This window comes from Streptomyces sp. NPDC049954, assembly GCF_040656295.1.
Taxonomy (GTDB): Bacteria; Actinomycetota; Actinomycetes; order Streptomycetales; family Streptomycetaceae; genus Streptomyces.
On sequence record NZ_JBFALS010000001.1, the window covers coordinates 747,157 to 762,282 of the forward strand.

14 protein-coding genes are annotated in these 15,126 nt (G+C 72.7%); all 14 read left to right on the forward strand.

Annotated elements, in window-relative coordinates; genetic code table 11:
- Window positions 1–34 precede the first annotated feature (34 nt).
- The 14 genes from AB0J21_RS03100 (at window position 35) to AB0J21_RS03165 (ending at window position 15,124) form a co-directional block, all read left to right on the forward strand.
- Window positions 35–304 (forward strand): acyl carrier protein, encoded by a 270-nt coding sequence (locus AB0J21_RS03100; protein WP_363144009.1) that lies wholly within the window; start codon window positions 35–37, stop codon window positions 302–304.
- 169 nt (window positions 305–473) lie between these two features.
- Window positions 474–1,259 carry a 3-oxoacyl-ACP reductase FabG gene (gene fabG, locus AB0J21_RS03105; RefSeq protein WP_363144010.1) on the forward strand — a complete coding sequence of 262 codons (786 nt, stop codon included), beginning with the start codon at window positions 474–476 and terminating at the stop codon, window positions 1,257–1,259.
- Between the two features lie 20 nt (window positions 1,260–1,279).
- Window positions 1,280–2,215, forward strand: a complete 936-nt coding sequence (locus AB0J21_RS03110) for an aromatase/cyclase (RefSeq protein ID WP_363144011.1) — start codon at window positions 1,280–1,282, stop codon at window positions 2,213–2,215.
- A complete protein-coding gene (locus AB0J21_RS03115) occupies window positions 2,215–4,215 on the forward strand; it encodes an SDR family oxidoreductase (RefSeq protein ID WP_363144012.1) in 2,001 nt (666 codons plus the stop codon). The genes AB0J21_RS03110 and AB0J21_RS03115 overlap by 1 nt, the downstream gene beginning before the upstream one ends.
- A gap of 20 nt (window positions 4,216–4,235) precedes the next feature.
- Complete coding sequence (locus AB0J21_RS03120) at window positions 4,236–5,450, forward strand: MFS transporter (protein WP_363144013.1); 1,215 nt, start codon at window positions 4,236–4,238, stop codon at window positions 5,448–5,450.
- Between the two features lie 135 nt (window positions 5,451–5,585).
- Complete coding sequence (locus AB0J21_RS03125; protein ID WP_363144015.1) at window positions 5,586–6,878, forward strand: activator-dependent family glycosyltransferase; 1,293 nt, start codon at window positions 5,586–5,588, stop codon at window positions 6,876–6,878.
- Between the two features lie 26 nt (window positions 6,879–6,904).
- Complete coding sequence (locus AB0J21_RS03130) at window positions 6,905–8,101, forward strand: nucleotide disphospho-sugar-binding domain-containing protein (protein WP_363144016.1); 1,197 nt, start codon at window positions 6,905–6,907, stop codon at window positions 8,099–8,101.
- Complete coding sequence (rfbC, locus tag AB0J21_RS03135) at window positions 8,101–8,682, forward strand: dTDP-4-dehydrorhamnose 3,5-epimerase (protein ID WP_363144017.1); 582 nt, start codon at window positions 8,101–8,103, stop codon at window positions 8,680–8,682. Before AB0J21_RS03130 ends, rfbC begins: the two co-directional genes overlap by 1 nt.
- A 2-nt stretch (window positions 8,683–8,684) precedes the next feature.
- On the forward strand, window positions 8,685–9,815 hold the full coding sequence (locus AB0J21_RS03140; RefSeq protein WP_363144096.1) for a nucleotide disphospho-sugar-binding domain-containing protein: 1,131 nt from the start codon (window positions 8,685–8,687) through the stop codon (window positions 9,813–9,815).
- Between the two features lie 106 nt (window positions 9,816–9,921).
- On the forward strand, window positions 9,922–10,989 hold the full coding sequence (locus tag AB0J21_RS03145; RefSeq protein WP_363144018.1) for a glucose-1-phosphate thymidylyltransferase: 1,068 nt from the start codon (window positions 9,922–9,924) through the stop codon (window positions 10,987–10,989).
- Entirely contained in the window at window positions 10,986–11,969 is a 984-nt protein-coding gene (gene rfbB / locus AB0J21_RS03150; RefSeq protein WP_363144019.1) for a dTDP-glucose 4,6-dehydratase, read from the forward strand. The genes AB0J21_RS03145 and rfbB overlap by 4 nt, the downstream gene beginning before the upstream one ends.
- On the forward strand, window positions 11,959–13,011 hold the full coding sequence (locus AB0J21_RS03155; RefSeq protein ID WP_363144020.1) for an NAD(P)-dependent oxidoreductase: 1,053 nt from the start codon (window positions 11,959–11,961) through the stop codon (window positions 13,009–13,011). Before rfbB ends, AB0J21_RS03155 begins: the two co-directional genes overlap by 11 nt.
- 2 nt (window positions 13,012–13,013) lie before the next feature.
- Window positions 13,014–14,318, forward strand: a complete 1,305-nt coding sequence (gene rfbH, locus AB0J21_RS03160) for a lipopolysaccharide biosynthesis protein RfbH (RefSeq protein WP_363144021.1) — start codon at window positions 13,014–13,016, stop codon at window positions 14,316–14,318.
- Between the two features lie 41 nt (window positions 14,319–14,359).
- Window positions 14,360–15,124: an NAD-dependent epimerase/dehydratase family protein gene (locus AB0J21_RS03165; RefSeq protein WP_363144022.1), complete on the forward strand. Its 765-nt coding sequence runs from the start codon at window positions 14,360–14,362 to the stop codon at window positions 15,122–15,124.
- Window positions 15,125–15,126 lie beyond the last annotated feature (2 nt).

A 15,126-nucleotide genomic window follows, 5' to 3' on the forward strand; every position in this document is an offset into this window, starting at 1 on the left:
CGAACAGCGAACAGCGACGAAAGGACAGTTCTTCATGGACGAGCAGCAGTTCACCCTCGACGACCTCAAGCGCATCCTGTACGAGGGAGCCGGCGCGGACGAGGCCGTCGACCTCGACGGGGACATCGCCGACGCCGACTTCGAGGCCCTGGGCTACGAGTCCCTGGCGATGCTGGAGACCGGCAGCCGGATCGAGCGCGAGTTCGGCGTCACCCTGGACGACGACACGCTGACCGAGGCCAGGACGCCGCGTGCGCTCATCGGGATCGTCAACTCCCTGCTGGTGCCGGCCGAGGTCAGCTGAGGCCCGCACCCGCCAGGAACCGCGCCGCCGGCCCCGCCGGTCACCGTCGATGCCCCGGCGGGGCCGGTGGCGCGCACCACCCCGTACACCCCTCCTCCCCCGCCGCCGGGCCTGCCGGCGACGCCCGGTGAGGTCGGCAGCCGTTCACCGACGCATCCAGGAGACAGACATGACGCGGACAAGTCCCAAGGTCGCCATCGTCACCGGCGGCACCAGTGGCATCGGCCTGGCGGTGACCAGGCTGCTGGCCCGCGAGGGCCACCGGGTGTTCCTCTGCGCCCGCACCGAGTCGAGCGTGACGCACACGGTGAAGGAACTCCTGGGCGAGGGCCTGGAGGTGGACGGCGCCCCGTGCGACGTGCGTTCCAAGGACGAGGTGGCGCGGTTCGTGCAGCGGGCCGTCGACCGCTTCGGCACGGTCGACGTACTGGTCAACAACGCCGGGCGGTCGGGCGGTGGCGTGACCGCCGACATCAGCGACGAGCTCTGGTACGACGTGATCGACACGAACCTCAACAGTGTCTTCCTGATGACCCGTGCCGTGCTCACCACGGGCGGTCTGCGCGGGAAGGACCGCGGCCGGATCGTCAACATCGCCTCCACCGCGGGCAAGCAGGGGGTGGTGCTCGGGGCCCCCTACTCCGCCTCCAAGCACGCCGTCGTCGGCTTCACCAAGGCGCTCGGCAACGAACTGGCGCCCACCGGTATCACCGTCAACGCGGTCTGCCCCGGTTACGTCGAGACCCCGATGGCGCAGCGGGTCCGCCAGGGGTACGCGGCCGCCTACGACACGAGCGAGGAGGCCATCCTGGAGAAGTTCCAGGCGAAGATCCCGCTGGGCCGCTACTCGACCCCCGAGGAGGTCGCCGGCCTGGTCGGCTACCTGGTCTCCGACACGGCCGCCTCCCTCACCTCCCAGGCGCTGAACGTCTGCGGCGGCCTGGGCAACTTCTGAGACCCGAGAGGAGATTCGTCATGACGACTCGCCAGGTGGAGCACGAGATCACCGTCGCGGCTCCGGCCGCCGACGTCTACCGGCTGATCGCCGAGGTGGAGAACTGGCCGCGGCTGTTCCCGCCCACCATCTTCGTCGACCACGTCGAGCGCGGCGCCGCCGAGGAACGCATCCGGATCTGGGCGACGGCGGGGGGCGAGGCCAAGAACTGGACCTCGCGGCGCACCCTGGACCCGGACACGCTGCGGATCACCTTCCGCCAGGAGGTCTCCACCCCGCCGGTCGCGGCCATGGGCGGCACCTGGATCATCGAACCGCTGCCCGGTGGGTCGGCCCGGGTCCGGCTGCTGCACGACTACCGGGCCGTCGACGACGACCCGGCGGGGCTGCGCTGGATCGACGAGGCCGTCGACACCAACTCCCGTTCCGAGCTGGCCGCGTTGAAGACCAATGTGGAGCGGGTGCACGCCGAGGAGGCGATCACCTTCTCCTTCGAGGACAGCGTGCGGATCGCCGGTCCTGCCAAGGCCGCCTACGACTTCGTCAACGAGGCGGGCCGCTGGGTGGAGCGGCTGCCCCACGTCGCCTCCGTGCGCTTCTCGGAGGACACCCCGGGCTTGCAGACGCTGGAGATGGACACCCGCGCCAAGGACGGCTCGACACACACCACCAAGTCGTACCGGGTCGCCTTCCCGCACCACCGGATCGCGTACAAGCAGGTCACCCTGCCCGCGCTGATGACGCTGCACACCGGCTGCTGGACGTTCGCGGAGGACGAGGGCGGCGCCACCGCCTCCTCGCAGCACACCGTCGTGCTCAACACCGCGAACATCGCCCGGATCCTCGGGCCGCAGGCGAGCGTCGCGGACGCCCGGGAGTACGTGCGCGGCGCGCTGAGCACCAACAGCCGCGCCACCCTGGGACACGCCAAGGACCACGCCGAGAACCGGCTCTGATGCCGGCCGGGCCGAAGACCGACGTGATCGTCGTCGGCGCGGGTCCGGTGGGCCTGATGCTCGCCGGTGAGCTGCGCGGCGGCGGGGCGCGGGTGCTCGTCCTGGAGCGGCTGGCCGAGCCCACCACCGAGTCCCGCGCCTCGGTCCTGCACGCCCGCACCGTGGAACTGCTGCACGAGCGGGGCCTGCTGGACCGGTTCGGACCGCTGCCCGACGCCGGCCCCGGCCACTTCGGCGGGCTGCGCCTGGACCTGACCGAGGCCGGGGACAGCCCGTACGCGGGGCAGTGGAAGGCACCGCAGACCCGGGTCGAGGCCGTACTCGCCGACTGGGCGGGGGAACGCGGCGCCGAGGTGCGGCGCGGCCACACCGTGACCGGACTGGCCGAGGAGCACGACCGGGTCGAGGTCACCACCACCACACCCCAGGGGCAGCGGCGGCGGTTCAGCGCCGCCTACGTCGTGGGCTGCGACGGCCAGGACAGCGTCGTGCGCCGGCTGGGCGGCTTCCTCATGCGCGGAGCCGGGGCCACCAAGGAGCTGCTGCGCGCCGACCTCGTCGGTGTCGAGCTGCGCGAGCGCCGTTTCGAGCGGCACCCCAACGGTGTGGCCAACGCCCGGCGCGGCCCCGACGGTGTCACCCGCGTCATGGTGCACGCCTTCGACCGGGTCCCCGGTCCGGACCGGACGCCCTCCTTCGCGGAGGTCAGGCAGGTGTGGGAGCACGTCACCGGCGAGGACCTCGGCGGGGCCCGGGCGCTGTGGCTCAACGCCTTCGACAACGCCCGCCTGCAGGCGGCCCGTTACCGCAAGGGCCGGCTGCTGCTCGCCGGGGACGCCGCGCACGCCCAGCTGCCGGTCGGCGGCCAGGCGCTCAACCTCGGTCTGCAGGACGCGCTGGACCTGGGCGGAAAGCTCGCCCGCCATCTGGCCGAGGGACCGGGAGGGGCCGGCGGCGACCTGCTCGACAGCTACCACGCGGTCCGCCACCCGGTGGGCGCCCGGGTGCTCACCAACATCGACGCGCAGGCCCAGCTCCTCTTCGGCGGCCCCGAGGTGGACGCCCTGCGGTCGGTGCTCGGGGAGTTGCTGGGGATCGGCGTCGTCCGCCGCCACCTCGGCGCCATGATCAGCGGGCTCGACGGCGGGAGCCCCGGCGGGACACGGTCCCCCGCGCCGGTCTCCGCCCCCGAGCTCGTACCGATTCGTCAGCACATCTCGCGAAGGGACATCACCATGGGCAGGCTCAGCGGAAAGACCGCGCTCGTCACCGGTTCGAGCCGGGGCATCGGGCGGGCGACGGCCCTGCGGCTGGCCCGCGACGGGGCGCTCGTCGCGGTGCACTGCTCCAGCAGTGGGGAGGCCGCGGAGGAGACGGTCGCCGCGATCGAGAAGGACGGCGGCCGGGCCTTCGCCGTACCGGCGCAGCTGGGGGTGGCCGGTGACGTCCACGCGCTGTTCCTGACCCTGGAGCGGGAGCTGAAGGAGCGCACCGGCGCCACCACCCTCGACATCCTGGTGAACAACGCCGGGGTGATGGGCGGGGTCGACCCCGAGGAGCTCACGCCCGAGCAGTTCGACCGGCTCTTCGCCGTCAACGCGAAGGCGCCGTACTTCCTCGTGCAGCGGGCGCTGACCAACCTGCCCGACGGGGGCCGGATCATCAACATCTCCTCGGGGCTGACCCGGGTCGCCAATCCGCAGGAGGTGGCGTACGCGATGACCAAGGGCGCGATCGACCAGCTCACCCTGCATTTCGCCAAACACCTGGGCGCGCGCGGCATCACCGTGAACAGCGTCGGCCCGGGGATCACGAACAACGGGGCGCCGGTCTTCGACAACCCCGAGGCGGTCGCCGCCATGGCGGGCTACTCGGTGTTCAACCGGGTCGGGGAGGCACGGGACATCGCCGACGTGGTGGCCTTCCTCGCGAGTGACGACTCCCGCTGGATCACGGGCTCCTACCTGGACGCCAGTGGCGGCACCCTGCTCGGCGGCTGAACGGGCGGCGGGTCAAGCGGATGTCGACACTCTCCTCCCCTCCCGCCCCCCGGACCGGCGCCGGGCAGCGGGCCCTGCTGTTCGTCCTGGCGGGCAACATGCTCGTCGACGCCCTGGAGGTGTCCGTCGTCCTGGTCGCGCTGCCGGCCATGGCCGGGGACCTCGGGCTCTCGGCCTTCGCGGCGCAGTGGGTCATGAGCGGTTTCGCCGCCGGGTTCGCGGCGCTGCTGGTTCTCGGCCCCCGGCTGGTCGCCCGCTGGGGCCGGCGGCGGGTGTACCTCGCGGCGCTGCCGGTGTTCGTCGTCGCCTCGCTGGCCGGCGGCCTCGCCGACCAGGGCGGGGTGCTGATCGCCACCCGGGTGGTCAAGGGCGCGTGTGCCGCGCTGACCGCCCCGGCCGGACTCGCGATCATCGCCGCGACCTTCCGGCCGGGCCCCGGGCAGCGCCGGGCGGTGTCGGTGTACTCACTGTTCGGGGCGGCCGGTTTCACCGCGGGCCTGCTGTGCGCCGGGGCGCTCACCGAGCTGAGCTGGCGGTGGGTTCCGGTGTTCCCCGCGCCGGTCGCCCTGCTCCTGCTGGTGGCGGGTTTCCGGCTGATCCCCCGCGACGCCCGGGGGCCTGCGGCGGTACCGCTGCGGGTGACGCTGCCGCGGCTGCTGCGCATCGGTCCGTTCACCCGCTCGGCGGTGTGCGCCGCGGTGCTCAACGGCACGTATCTCGGGCTGCTGTTGCTGCTGACCCACCGGCTGCACGACGCGTGGGGCTGGGGGTCGATGCGGACGGCGCTGGCCCTGCTGCCGGCCTGCGTGCCGCTGGCGGTGTCCCTGCCGTTCGCGGGCCGGGCGGTGCGGCGCTTCGGTACGCAGCGGCTGATCGCCGCGGGCGGCTGTGCGGCGGCGCTCGGCTGTGCGACCGCCCTGCTGACGGGGGAACCCGGCGGGTACCTCACCGGGGTGCTGCCGGCGCTGCTCCTGGTCGAGGCCGGTTTCGTCCTGTCCTTCGCGGCCCTCAATCTGCAGGCCACCTCGGGGGTGGCGGCGGAGCACCGGGGTGCGGCGGTGCCGGTCTACCAGACCGCCGTGCAACTGGGCCCGGTGATCGCGCTGCCGGCCGTGGCGGCGCTCTCCTCGGCCGGCTACCGCCCCGCGCTGGCGCTCCTCACCGCCCTGTCGGCGGTGGGGGCCGTGGTCGGCTGCCGGTACCGGGGCGGCGCCGCGAAGTCCCCCGCTTCCTGACCCCCGCGAGCCGGTCACCACTTCGGCGCCCGGCCCGTACGCCACCGGGCGGGGCCCCGCCCGGGACTTTCCGCACCGGCGCCACCCCCCTTCATCAACGCCACCTACGCGCGCGAACGCGAACGGAGATCAACGATGCGTGTCCTGTTCACCATCTTCCCGGCGACGGCACACCTGTATCCGGTCGTACCGCTGGCCTGGGCGCTGCAGAGCGCCGGGCACGAGGTCGTCGTGGCCAGCCACGCGGGGGTGGTGGACCCCGCGGTGATCGCGAACATCAGCGCGGCGGGCCTCAACGCCGTCGCCCTCGGTACCCCCGAGGAGTTGCCGGCCGCTCTCGGCCCGCACACCGGGGACACCAAGCCGGACCGGCCCTCGCTCGGCTTCGACGCCCACGAGAGCGCGAGCGGCGGTTCCTGGAGGATGACCCGCGCGATCCTCACCGGCATGTTCCGGCTGCACTACCCGACGCCGGAGGACCCGGACGCCCGCAGGCCCGTACTGGACAACCTGATCGACTTCGCGCGCGACTGGCGCCCCGACCTCGTCCTGTGGGACCCGCTGATGTTCCCCGCGCCCGTCGCCGCCAGGGTCAGCGGCGCCGCGCACGCGCGGCTGCTCTGGGGGATGGACAACATCGGCGTGATCCACGAGCGGACGAAGCAGGAACTCGCCGATCCAGAATCGGAGTTGACCACGCACCCGTGGCTTGAGTGGTTCGGCCCGGCGCTGGAGCGGTACGGGCTGGAGTTCAGCGACGAGATGGTACTCGGCCAGTGGAGCCTGGACCTGACCCAGTCGCGCATGCAGGCGCCGCTGACGGTGCCGCGCATCCCCGTGCGGCGGGTCCCCTACACGGGCGCGTCCACCCTGCCGGAGTGGCTCCACCGGCGCCCCGACCGGCCCCGGGTGGTGCTGTCCCTGGGGGTGAGCCGGCGCAAGATCTTCGGCAAGTACAGCGGTTTCCCGATGCGGGACTTCTTCGACTCGGTCTCCGCGCTGGACATCGAGGTGGTCGCCACCGTCAACAGCCAGCAGCTGGCCGAGGTGGGCACCCTGCCCGACAACGTCCGCGCGGTGGAGTACGTACCGCTCAACCAGGTGCTGCCGACCAGCTCCGCGATCATCCACCACGGCGGGGGCGGCACCTTCGCCTCGGCCGTCGCCTTCCGGGTCCCGCAGCTGGTGATGCCGCTGGTCATGTGGGACGAGATGGTCACGGCCCGCTATGTCGCGGACATGGGCGCGGGGCTGGTCGCCGACCACGAGGCGCCGGACGCCGCGGGTCTGCACAAGCAACTCGTACGGCTCCTGGAGGACCCCTCCTTCCAGCTGGGCGCCGACCGCCTCCACCAGGAGATGCTCGCCACCCCCGCGCCCTCGGACATCGTCCCGCTGCTGGAGCGGCTGACCGCCGAACGCCGCTGACCGCACCCCGGAAGGACTGTCCGCCGATGCGCGTACTGGTGATCTCCACTCCCGTGCCCACCCATCTCCTGCCCTCCGTGCCCCTGTTGTGGGCGCTGCGGGCGGCCGGGCACGAGGTGACCGTCCTCGCCCAGCCCGATGTGCTCGAAGCCGTCCGCTCCAGCGGGCTGGTCGGTATCGGGGTGGGCGAGACCTTCGACGTCGACGCGATGCTGCTCAAGGGGCTGCCCGAGGACCGTCGGCCGCTCCAGGCGAGGCCCCGGCCCGCGGCCGAACACCTGGGCGGCTACGGCCGGTTGTGGTGGGCCCACGCCGATTCCCTGCTCGACCGCTACACCGAGGTGGCCGACGCCCACCGCCCCGACCTGCTGCTGGCCGACCCGCTGGAGTACTGCTCCCTGCTCATCGGGGCGCGGCTGGGGGTGCCGGTCGTGCACCACCGGTGGACGGTGGACGCCATCTCGGGACCGGCCCGCGCGTACGCCGGCTCCAGGGCGCGGGAGCGCTGCGCCTCGCTGGGCCTGCCCGGACTGCCGGACCCCGACCTGCTGCTCGACCCGTGCCCGCCCTCGCTGCGGATACCGGGGGACGGGACGGGGGCGCCGATCCGCTACGTGCCCTTCAACGGCGGCGGTGAGGTGCCGGCCTGGGTGCGGGCCGACCGGGGCCCGGGGGCGGGGCTCAAACGGGTGGCCGTCTCCCTCGGCAACACGCTGGCCCTGCACGGCGAGCGCTTCACCGGCGACCTGCTGCGCGCCCTCGCCCGCAGGCCCGCTACCGAGTTCGTCGTGACGCTGCCGACCTCCCGCCGCGCCGCGGTCGGTCCGCTGCCCGCCGCCGTACGGGTCGTGGACCCGCTGCCCCTGCACCTGTTCCTCGGCGGCTGCGACGCGATGGTGCACCACGGCGGCGCGGGCACGGCGATGACCGCGACGGCCTTCGGGCTGCCGCAGCTCGTGCTGCCCCAGCTCGCGGACCACTTCCCGCTGGGCGACCGGCTCACGGCGACCAGCGCCGGGCTGAGCTTCGACACCCCGCAGCAGCAGGACGACCCGCGGCTTCTCGGCGAGGCACTGGAGGCGCTGCTGACCGACCCCGGTCACACCCGGTCGGCGCGCCGCCTGTCCGCCGAGATGGCCGCGATGCCCACCCCCGCCGCGGTGGCGGCGGAACTGGAACAGCTGACCCGCTCGGCGGCGCAGCCCAGAAAGGCGAGCGTGTAGTGCACATCGAGGAAATGCCCCTTCCCGGGACCTACCTGATCACCCCCCGGCACCGGCCCGACGACCGGGGGACCTTCTACGAGGCGATGCGCGGCGACCTCCTGGAGGAGGCCACCGGCGTCCCCTTCCTGCCGCGGCAGATCAACTACTCCGTGTCCAGGCGCCATACGCTGCGCGGTCTGCACAGCGTGCGCATCCCGCCGGGGCAGGCCAAGTACGTCACGTGTGTGCGCGGCAGGCTGCGCGACATCGTCGTGGACCTGCGCATCGGCTCGCCGACCTTCGGGCAGCACCGGGTCAACGTGCTGGACGCGGACGCGGGCACCTCGGTCCTCGTACCGGAGGGTGTCGGCCACGGTTTCCTCGCGCTCAGCGACGACGCCTGCATCTGTTACGTCGTGAGCTCCACCTACGTGCCCGGAACGCAGATCGACATCAATCCGCTGGACCCGGATCTCGCACTGCCCTGGGACTGCGCCGACACCCCGCTCATCTCGGACAAGGACGCCAAGGCGCCGAACCTGGCCGAGGCCGTGAGGGCAGGGCTGCTGCCCCGATTCCACGAGGCAGGCACACCGTGAGGATGCTCTTCGTCGCCGCGGGCAGCCCGGCGACCGTGTTCGCCCTGGCCCCGCTGGCCACGGCCGCCCGCAACGCCGGCCACCAGGTCGTGATGGCCGCCAACGACGACATGGTCCCGTACATCACCTCCTCGGGCCTGCCGGGCATCGCGACCACCGGGCTGCCCATCCGCCACTTCATCACCACCGACCGGGCCGGGCGGCCCGAGACGATCCCGACGGACCCGGTGGAGCAGGCGCTCTTCACCGGCCGCTGGTTCTCCCGCATGGCGGCCTCCAGCCTGCCGGACATGCTGGAGTTCTGCCGGGCCTGGCGCCCCGATCTGATCGTCGGCGGCACGATGAGCTACGTCGCCCCGCTGCTCGCCCTGCATCTGGGCGTACCGCATGTGCGGCAGAGCTGGGACGCCATCGAGGCGGACGGAATCCACCCCGGCGCGGACGCCGAACTCCGGCCGGAACTGGCCGGGTTCGGGCTGGAGCGGCTGCCGGAACCGGATCTCTTCGTGGACATCTGCCCGCCGAGCCTGCGTCCGGCGGGCGCGGCCGAAGCGCAGCCGATGCGCTATGTTCCGGCGAACGCCCAACGGCGGCTGGAACCCTGGATGCTCGCCAGGGGCGAGCGGCGCCGGGTCCTGGTGACCTCCGGGAGCCGGGTGGCCAAGGAGAGCTACGACAAGAACTTCGACTTCCTGCGCGGCCTCGCGAAGGACGTCGCCTCCTGGGACGTCGAACTGATCGTCGCCGCACCCGACGAGGTCGCGGGGGTGCTGCGGGAGGGCCTGCCGGGCGCCCGGGTCGGCTGGGTGCCGCTCGATCTCGTGGCGCCGACCTGCGACCTGCTCGTGCACCACGCCGGTGGCGTCTCCACCCTGACCGGGCTGAACGCCGGTGTGCCCCAACTGCTCGTCCCCAAGGGCGCCGTACTGGAGAAGCCGGCCCTGCGGGTCGCGGACTACGGCGCCGCGATCACCCTGCTCCCTGGCGCGGACTCGGCCGGGGCGATCGCCGACGCGTGCCAGGAGCTGCTGTCCGAGGACGGATACGGCGACCGGGCGCGGGAGCTCTCCCGTGAGATCGCCGCCATGCCCGCCCCCGCGAGCGTGGTCGCGACGCTCGCCCAACTCGCGTGACCGTCGCACGACTCGCGTGACCGTCGCCCAACTCGCGTGACCAGTCGCACGACTCGCGTGACCATCGGACGACTCGCGTGACCATACGAACCGAGAGGACCTCTCGATGAAGGCTCTGGTGCTCGCAGGCGGGTCCGGTACCCGGCTGCGGCCTTTCACCTACTCGATGCCCAAACAACTCATCCCCATCGCCAACACCCCCGTGCTGGTGCACGTACTGGAGTCCGTCCGCGCACTGGGGGTGACCGAGGTCGGCGTCATCATCGGGAACCGGGGGCCCGAGATCGAGGCGGTCCTCGGCGACGGCCTCCGGTTCGGCGTGCGCATCACCTACATCCCGCAGGACGCGCCGCGCGGGCTGGCCCACACCGTGGCCATCGCCAGGCCCTTCCTGGCCGAGGACGACTTCGTGATGTACCTGGGCGACAACATGCTGCCCGACGGCGTCGTCCCGATCGCCGAGGAGTTCGCCCGGCACCGCCCGGCGGCCCAGGTCGTCGTGCACAAGGTCGCCGACCCGTCCGCCTTCGGCGTCGCCGAACTGGGCCTTGAGGGCGAGGTGCTGCGTCTGGTGGAGAAGCCGCGGCAGCCGCGCAGCGACCTCGCGCTGATCGGCGTGTACTTCTTCACCCCCGCGATCCACGAGGCGGTGGCGGCCATCGAGCCCAGCGCCCGCGGCGAGCTGGAGATCACCGACGCCGTCCAGTGGCTCCTGGACACCGGGGCCGAGGTCCGGGCCAGCCGGTACGACGGCTACTGGAAGGACACGGGGAAGGTGGAGGACGTGCTGGAGTGCAACAGCCACCTCCTGGAGGGCCTGTCGCGGCGCGTGGAGGGCCGGGTCGACGCGGGCAGCGTCCTGGTCGGCCAGGTCGTCGTGGAGCAGGGCGCCCGGATCGTACGGTCCCGCATCGAGGGCCCGGCGATCATCGGCGCCGGGACGGTGGTGGAGAACAGCCACATCGGCCCGCACACGTCCATCGGGCAGGACTGCCTGGTGCGGGACAGCCGGCTGGAGCGCTCCATCGCGCTGGACGAGGCGTCCGTGACCGGGGTGCGCGAACTGCGCGACTCGCTGATCGGGCGGGCCGCGTCCGTGGGCATCACCGGCCGGGGCACCGGTCACCACTGCCTGGTCGTCGGAGATCACACCCGAGTGGAGGTCGCGGCATGAGGATTCTGGTCACCGGAGCGGCGGGGTTCATCGGCTCGCACTTCACGCGCGGGCTGCTGGCGGACGAGTACAGCGGCTGGGAGGGCGCGCGGGTCACCGCGCTGGACAAGCTGACCTACGCGGGCAACCGGCAGAACCTGCCCGCCTCCCATCCCCGCATGGAGTTCGTCCGGGGCGACATCTGCGACCGCGAGCTGCTGCGCGGACTGCTCCCCGGGCACGACGCCGTCGTCCACTTCGCGGCCGAGTCGCACGTCGACCGGTCCCTGGAGGGCGCGGGCGAGTTCTTCCGCACCAACGTCCTGGGCACCCAGACCCTGCTGGACGCCGTGCTGCACACGGGCGTCGAGCGGTTCGTGCACGTGTCCACGGACGAGGTGTACGGGTCGATCGAGGAGGGCTCCTGGACGGAGGAGTGGCCGCTGGCCCCGAACTCCCCCTACGCCGCCTCGAAGGCGGGCTCGGACCTGGTGGCGCGCGCCTACTGGCGTACCCACGGCATCGACCTGTCGATCACCCGCTGCTCCAACAACTACGGTCCCTACCAGCACCCCGAGAAGGTCATCCCGCTGTTCGTCACCAATCTCCTGGAGGGCCGCCAGGTCCCGCTGTACGGGGACGGGCGCAACGTGCGCGAGTGGCTGCACGTGGCGGACCACTGCCGGGGTATCCATCTCGTGCTCAACGGCGGGCAGGCCGGCGAGGTCTACAACATCGGCGGCGGCAACGAGTACACCAATCTCGCCCTGACCCGGCGGCTGCTCGAACTCACCGGAGCGCCCGAGGAGATGATCCGCCGGGTCTCCGACCGCAAGGCCCACGACCTGCGTTACTCGATCGACGAGTCCAAGATCAGCGAGCAGCTCGGCTACGCCCCGCGGATCGGCTTCGAGCAGGGCCTGGCCGACACCGTCGCGTGGTACCGCGACAACCCCGGCTGGTGGAAGACCGTCAAGGACGGCACCCACCGTGCCGGCTGAGCACCGGCCGGTCGCCGGGCTGTCGGTGGTGGTCCTGGGCGGCACCGGCTTCCTGGGCCGCCGTCTGGGCGCGGAGTTCAGCGGGCGGGGCGCCCGGGTACGGCTGTTGTCGCGCACCGCGACCCCCGGTGCGGCCCCGGCGGCCGGCCCCGGGGTGACCGCCGCGCGCCTCGACCCGCTCACGGCGACCCACCAGGAGATCGCCGAGGCACTGGCGGCGGCCGGTCCCGACGTCGTGGTCAACGCCGCCGGGCGGGCCTGGCGGGCCGACGAGGCCGCGATGGCCGCGGGCAACGCCGAACTGGTCGAGCGGACGGTGACCGCCCTCGCCACTCTGCCGGGCCCCCCGGTGCGGCTGATCCAGCTCGGCAGCGTCCACGAGTACGGCGCCGGCGCCCCGGACGGCGCCACCGGCGAGGACCAGCTCCCGCTGCCGGTCACGGCGTACGGCCGTACGAAGCTCCAGGGCACCCTGGCGGTGCTCGACGGGGCGCGGCAGGGCGTCGACGGGGTGGTGCTCCGGCTCGCCAACGTGCTGGGCCCGGGGGTCCCGGAGGGCAGTCTCTTCGGGCGCCTCGCGGCGAGTCTGCGCGAGGCGGCGCTGGCCCGGGCGCTCGGCGGGGAGGTGGCGGCGCTCCGGTTGCCGCCCCTGCGCACCGCCCGGGACCTGGTGGACCTCGCCGACGTCGCCGAGGCCGTGGTGGCCGCGGCGACCGCACCGGCGGCGGTGGTCACCGGCCGGGTGATCAACGTGGGCCGCGGAGAGGCGGTCCCGATGCGCGCACTGGTCGACCGCATGATCGCGCTCAGCGGCCTGCCGGTCACCGTGACCGAGGCGGCCACCGCCCCGGCCGCGCGCACCGACGTCCCCCGACAGTGTCTCGACGTGTCGCTGGCCCGCGAGCTGCTCGGCTGGCGGCCGCTGCGCGACGTGGACGACTCCCTGCGGAGCCTTCTGGCCTCCGTCCTGCCCCCGGAAGGCCCCGTGCGGGGCACATCCCTCGGTTTCACGGCCGGTACAGCGGCCACGGAAAGGAACTGATCATGAGCGATCGCAAGGACCTCATCCTCGAAGAAGTCCGCAAGTACCACCAGGAGGCCTCCCCGCAGCGCGAGTTCGTGCCGGGCACGACGGAGATCTGGCCGTCCGGGGCGGTGCTGGACGAGGCGGACCGCGCGGCGCTGGTGGAGGCCGCCCTGGAGATGCGGATCGCCGCCGGGCGCAGTTCCCGCAAGTTCGAGTCCGCCTTCGCCCGGCGCCTCAAGCGCCGTAAGGCACACCTGACGAACTCCGGTTCCTCGGCCAACCTGCTGGCCGTGTCGGCCCTGACCTCGCACCTGCTGGAGGACCGGCGGCTGCGGCCGGGCGACGAGGTCATCACCGTCGCCGCGGGCTTCCCGACCACCGTCAACCCGATCCTGCAGAACGGCCTGGTCCCCGTCTTCGTGGACGTGGACCTCGCCACCTACAACGCCACCGCCGACCGGGTGGCCGCCGCGATCGGGCCCAGAACGCGCGCGATCATCCTCGCTCACGCGCTGGGCAACCCCTTCGAGGTCGCCGAGATCGCCCAGCTCGCCGAGGACCACGACCTGTTCCTGATCGAGGACAACTGCGACGCGGTGGGTTCGCTGTACGACGGGAAGCTCACCGGCTCCTTCGGCGACATGACCACCGTCAGCTTCTACCCGGCCCACCACCTCACGATGGGCGAGGGCGGCTGCGTCCTGACCTCCAACCTGGCGCTGGCGCGGATCGTGGAGTCCCTGCGCGACTGGGGCCGGGACTGCTGGTGCGAGCCGGGCGAGAACGACCGGTGCCTGAAGCGGTTCACGTACCAGATGGGCGACCTGCCGGCCGGCTACGACCACAAGTACATCTTCTCGCACGTCGGTTACAACCTGAAGGCCACCGACATCCAGGCGGCCCTCGGCCTGACCCAGTTGGGCAAGCTCGACTCCTTCATCGAGGCGCGCAAGCGCAACTGGCGGCGGCTGCGCGAGGGCCTGGACGGGGTCCCGGGGCTGCTGCTGCCCGAGGCGACCGAGCGCTCCGAGCCGAGCTGGTTCGGGTTCGTGCTCACCGTGGACCCCGAAGCCCCCTTCAAGCGCGCCGAGTTGGTGGACTTCCTGGAGGACCGCAAGATCGGCACCCGCCGGCTGTTCGCCGGGAACCTGACCCGGCACCCGGCCTACACCGACCAGCCGCACCGGGTCGTGGGCGAGCTGACCAACAGCGACATCATCACCGAGCACACCTTCTGGATCGGGGTCTATCCGGCGCTCACCGACGAGATGCTGGACTACGTCACCACCTCGATCAAGGAGTTCGTGGCCGCGCGTGGCTGAGCCGGCCGGCCCTCCGCCCCCTGAAGAGATCGGGACGACGTATGGACATCGTGGGATCGGGTTTCCTCGCCCGGAATCTGCGCCCGCTGGCCGGCCGCCATTCGGACACCGTGGCCCTGGCGGCCGGCGTGTCCTGGGCGAGCGGCACCTCCGACGAGGACTTCGCCCGCGAGGCGGCCCTGCTGCGCGAGATGGCCAAGGGCTGCGTGGACACCGGTCGGCGACTGCTGTTCTTCTCGACCGCGGCGAGCGGCATGTACGGGCTCGTGGACGGGCCCGGCCGGGAGGACACCCGGGTGCGGCCCTGCACCCCCTACGGCGCGCACAAGCTCGCCCTTGAGGAGCAGCTCCGCGAGTCGGGCGCCGACCACCTGATCCTGCGCCTGGGTCATCTGGTCGGGCCCGACCAGCCCGAGCACCAGCTGCTGCCCACCCTCGTACGGCAGTTGCACCAGGGCACGGTCCGCGTGCACCGGGGCGCGGCCCGCGACCTGATCGAGGTCGGGGACGTGGTCACCATCATCGACCACCTGCTCCAGCGGGACCTGCGGGCCGAGACGGTCAACGTGGCCTCCGGGTTCGCGGTGCCGGTGGAGGACATCCTCGACCACCTCGCCCGGGTCCTCGGGCTCCGGGCCCGCCGGGAGTTCGTCGAGACCGGGGTACGTCAGCACGTCATCTCGACGCGGAAGCTGCGCGCCCTGGTACCTCAGGTCGCCCGGATGGGCTTCGGCCCCGACTACTACCGGCGCATCCGCGGCCCGTTCACGACCTCCGTGGCCTCGGACACGACCACGCCCGCCTGAGC

Coding starts and splice junctions, on each gene's coding strand:
- AB0J21_RS03100 (WP_363144009.1), top strand. CDS start 35: ATGGACGAGCAGCAGTTCACCCTCGACGACCTCAAGCGCATCCTGTAC.
- AB0J21_RS03140 (WP_363144096.1), top strand. CDS start 8,685: ATGCTCTTCGTCGCCGCGGGCAGCCCGGCGACCGTGTTCGCCCTGGCC.
- AB0J21_RS03115 (WP_363144012.1), top strand. CDS start 2,215: ATGCCGGCCGGGCCGAAGACCGACGTGATCGTCGTCGGCGCGGGTCCG.
- AB0J21_RS03120 (WP_363144013.1), top strand. CDS start 4,236: ATGTCGACACTCTCCTCCCCTCCCGCCCCCCGGACCGGCGCCGGGCAG.
- rfbH (WP_363144021.1), top strand. CDS start 13,014: ATGAGCGATCGCAAGGACCTCATCCTCGAAGAAGTCCGCAAGTACCAC.
- AB0J21_RS03130 (WP_363144016.1), top strand. CDS start 6,905: ATGCGCGTACTGGTGATCTCCACTCCCGTGCCCACCCATCTCCTGCCC.
- AB0J21_RS03165 (WP_363144022.1), top strand. CDS start 14,360: ATGGACATCGTGGGATCGGGTTTCCTCGCCCGGAATCTGCGCCCGCTG.
- fabG (WP_363144010.1), top strand. CDS start 474: ATGACGCGGACAAGTCCCAAGGTCGCCATCGTCACCGGCGGCACCAGT.
- rfbB (WP_363144019.1), top strand. CDS start 10,986: ATGAGGATTCTGGTCACCGGAGCGGCGGGGTTCATCGGCTCGCACTTC.
- AB0J21_RS03145 (WP_363144018.1), top strand. CDS start 9,922: ATGAAGGCTCTGGTGCTCGCAGGCGGGTCCGGTACCCGGCTGCGGCCT.
- AB0J21_RS03110 (WP_363144011.1), top strand. CDS start 1,280: ATGACGACTCGCCAGGTGGAGCACGAGATCACCGTCGCGGCTCCGGCC.
- AB0J21_RS03125 (WP_363144015.1), top strand. CDS start 5,586: ATGCGTGTCCTGTTCACCATCTTCCCGGCGACGGCACACCTGTATCCG.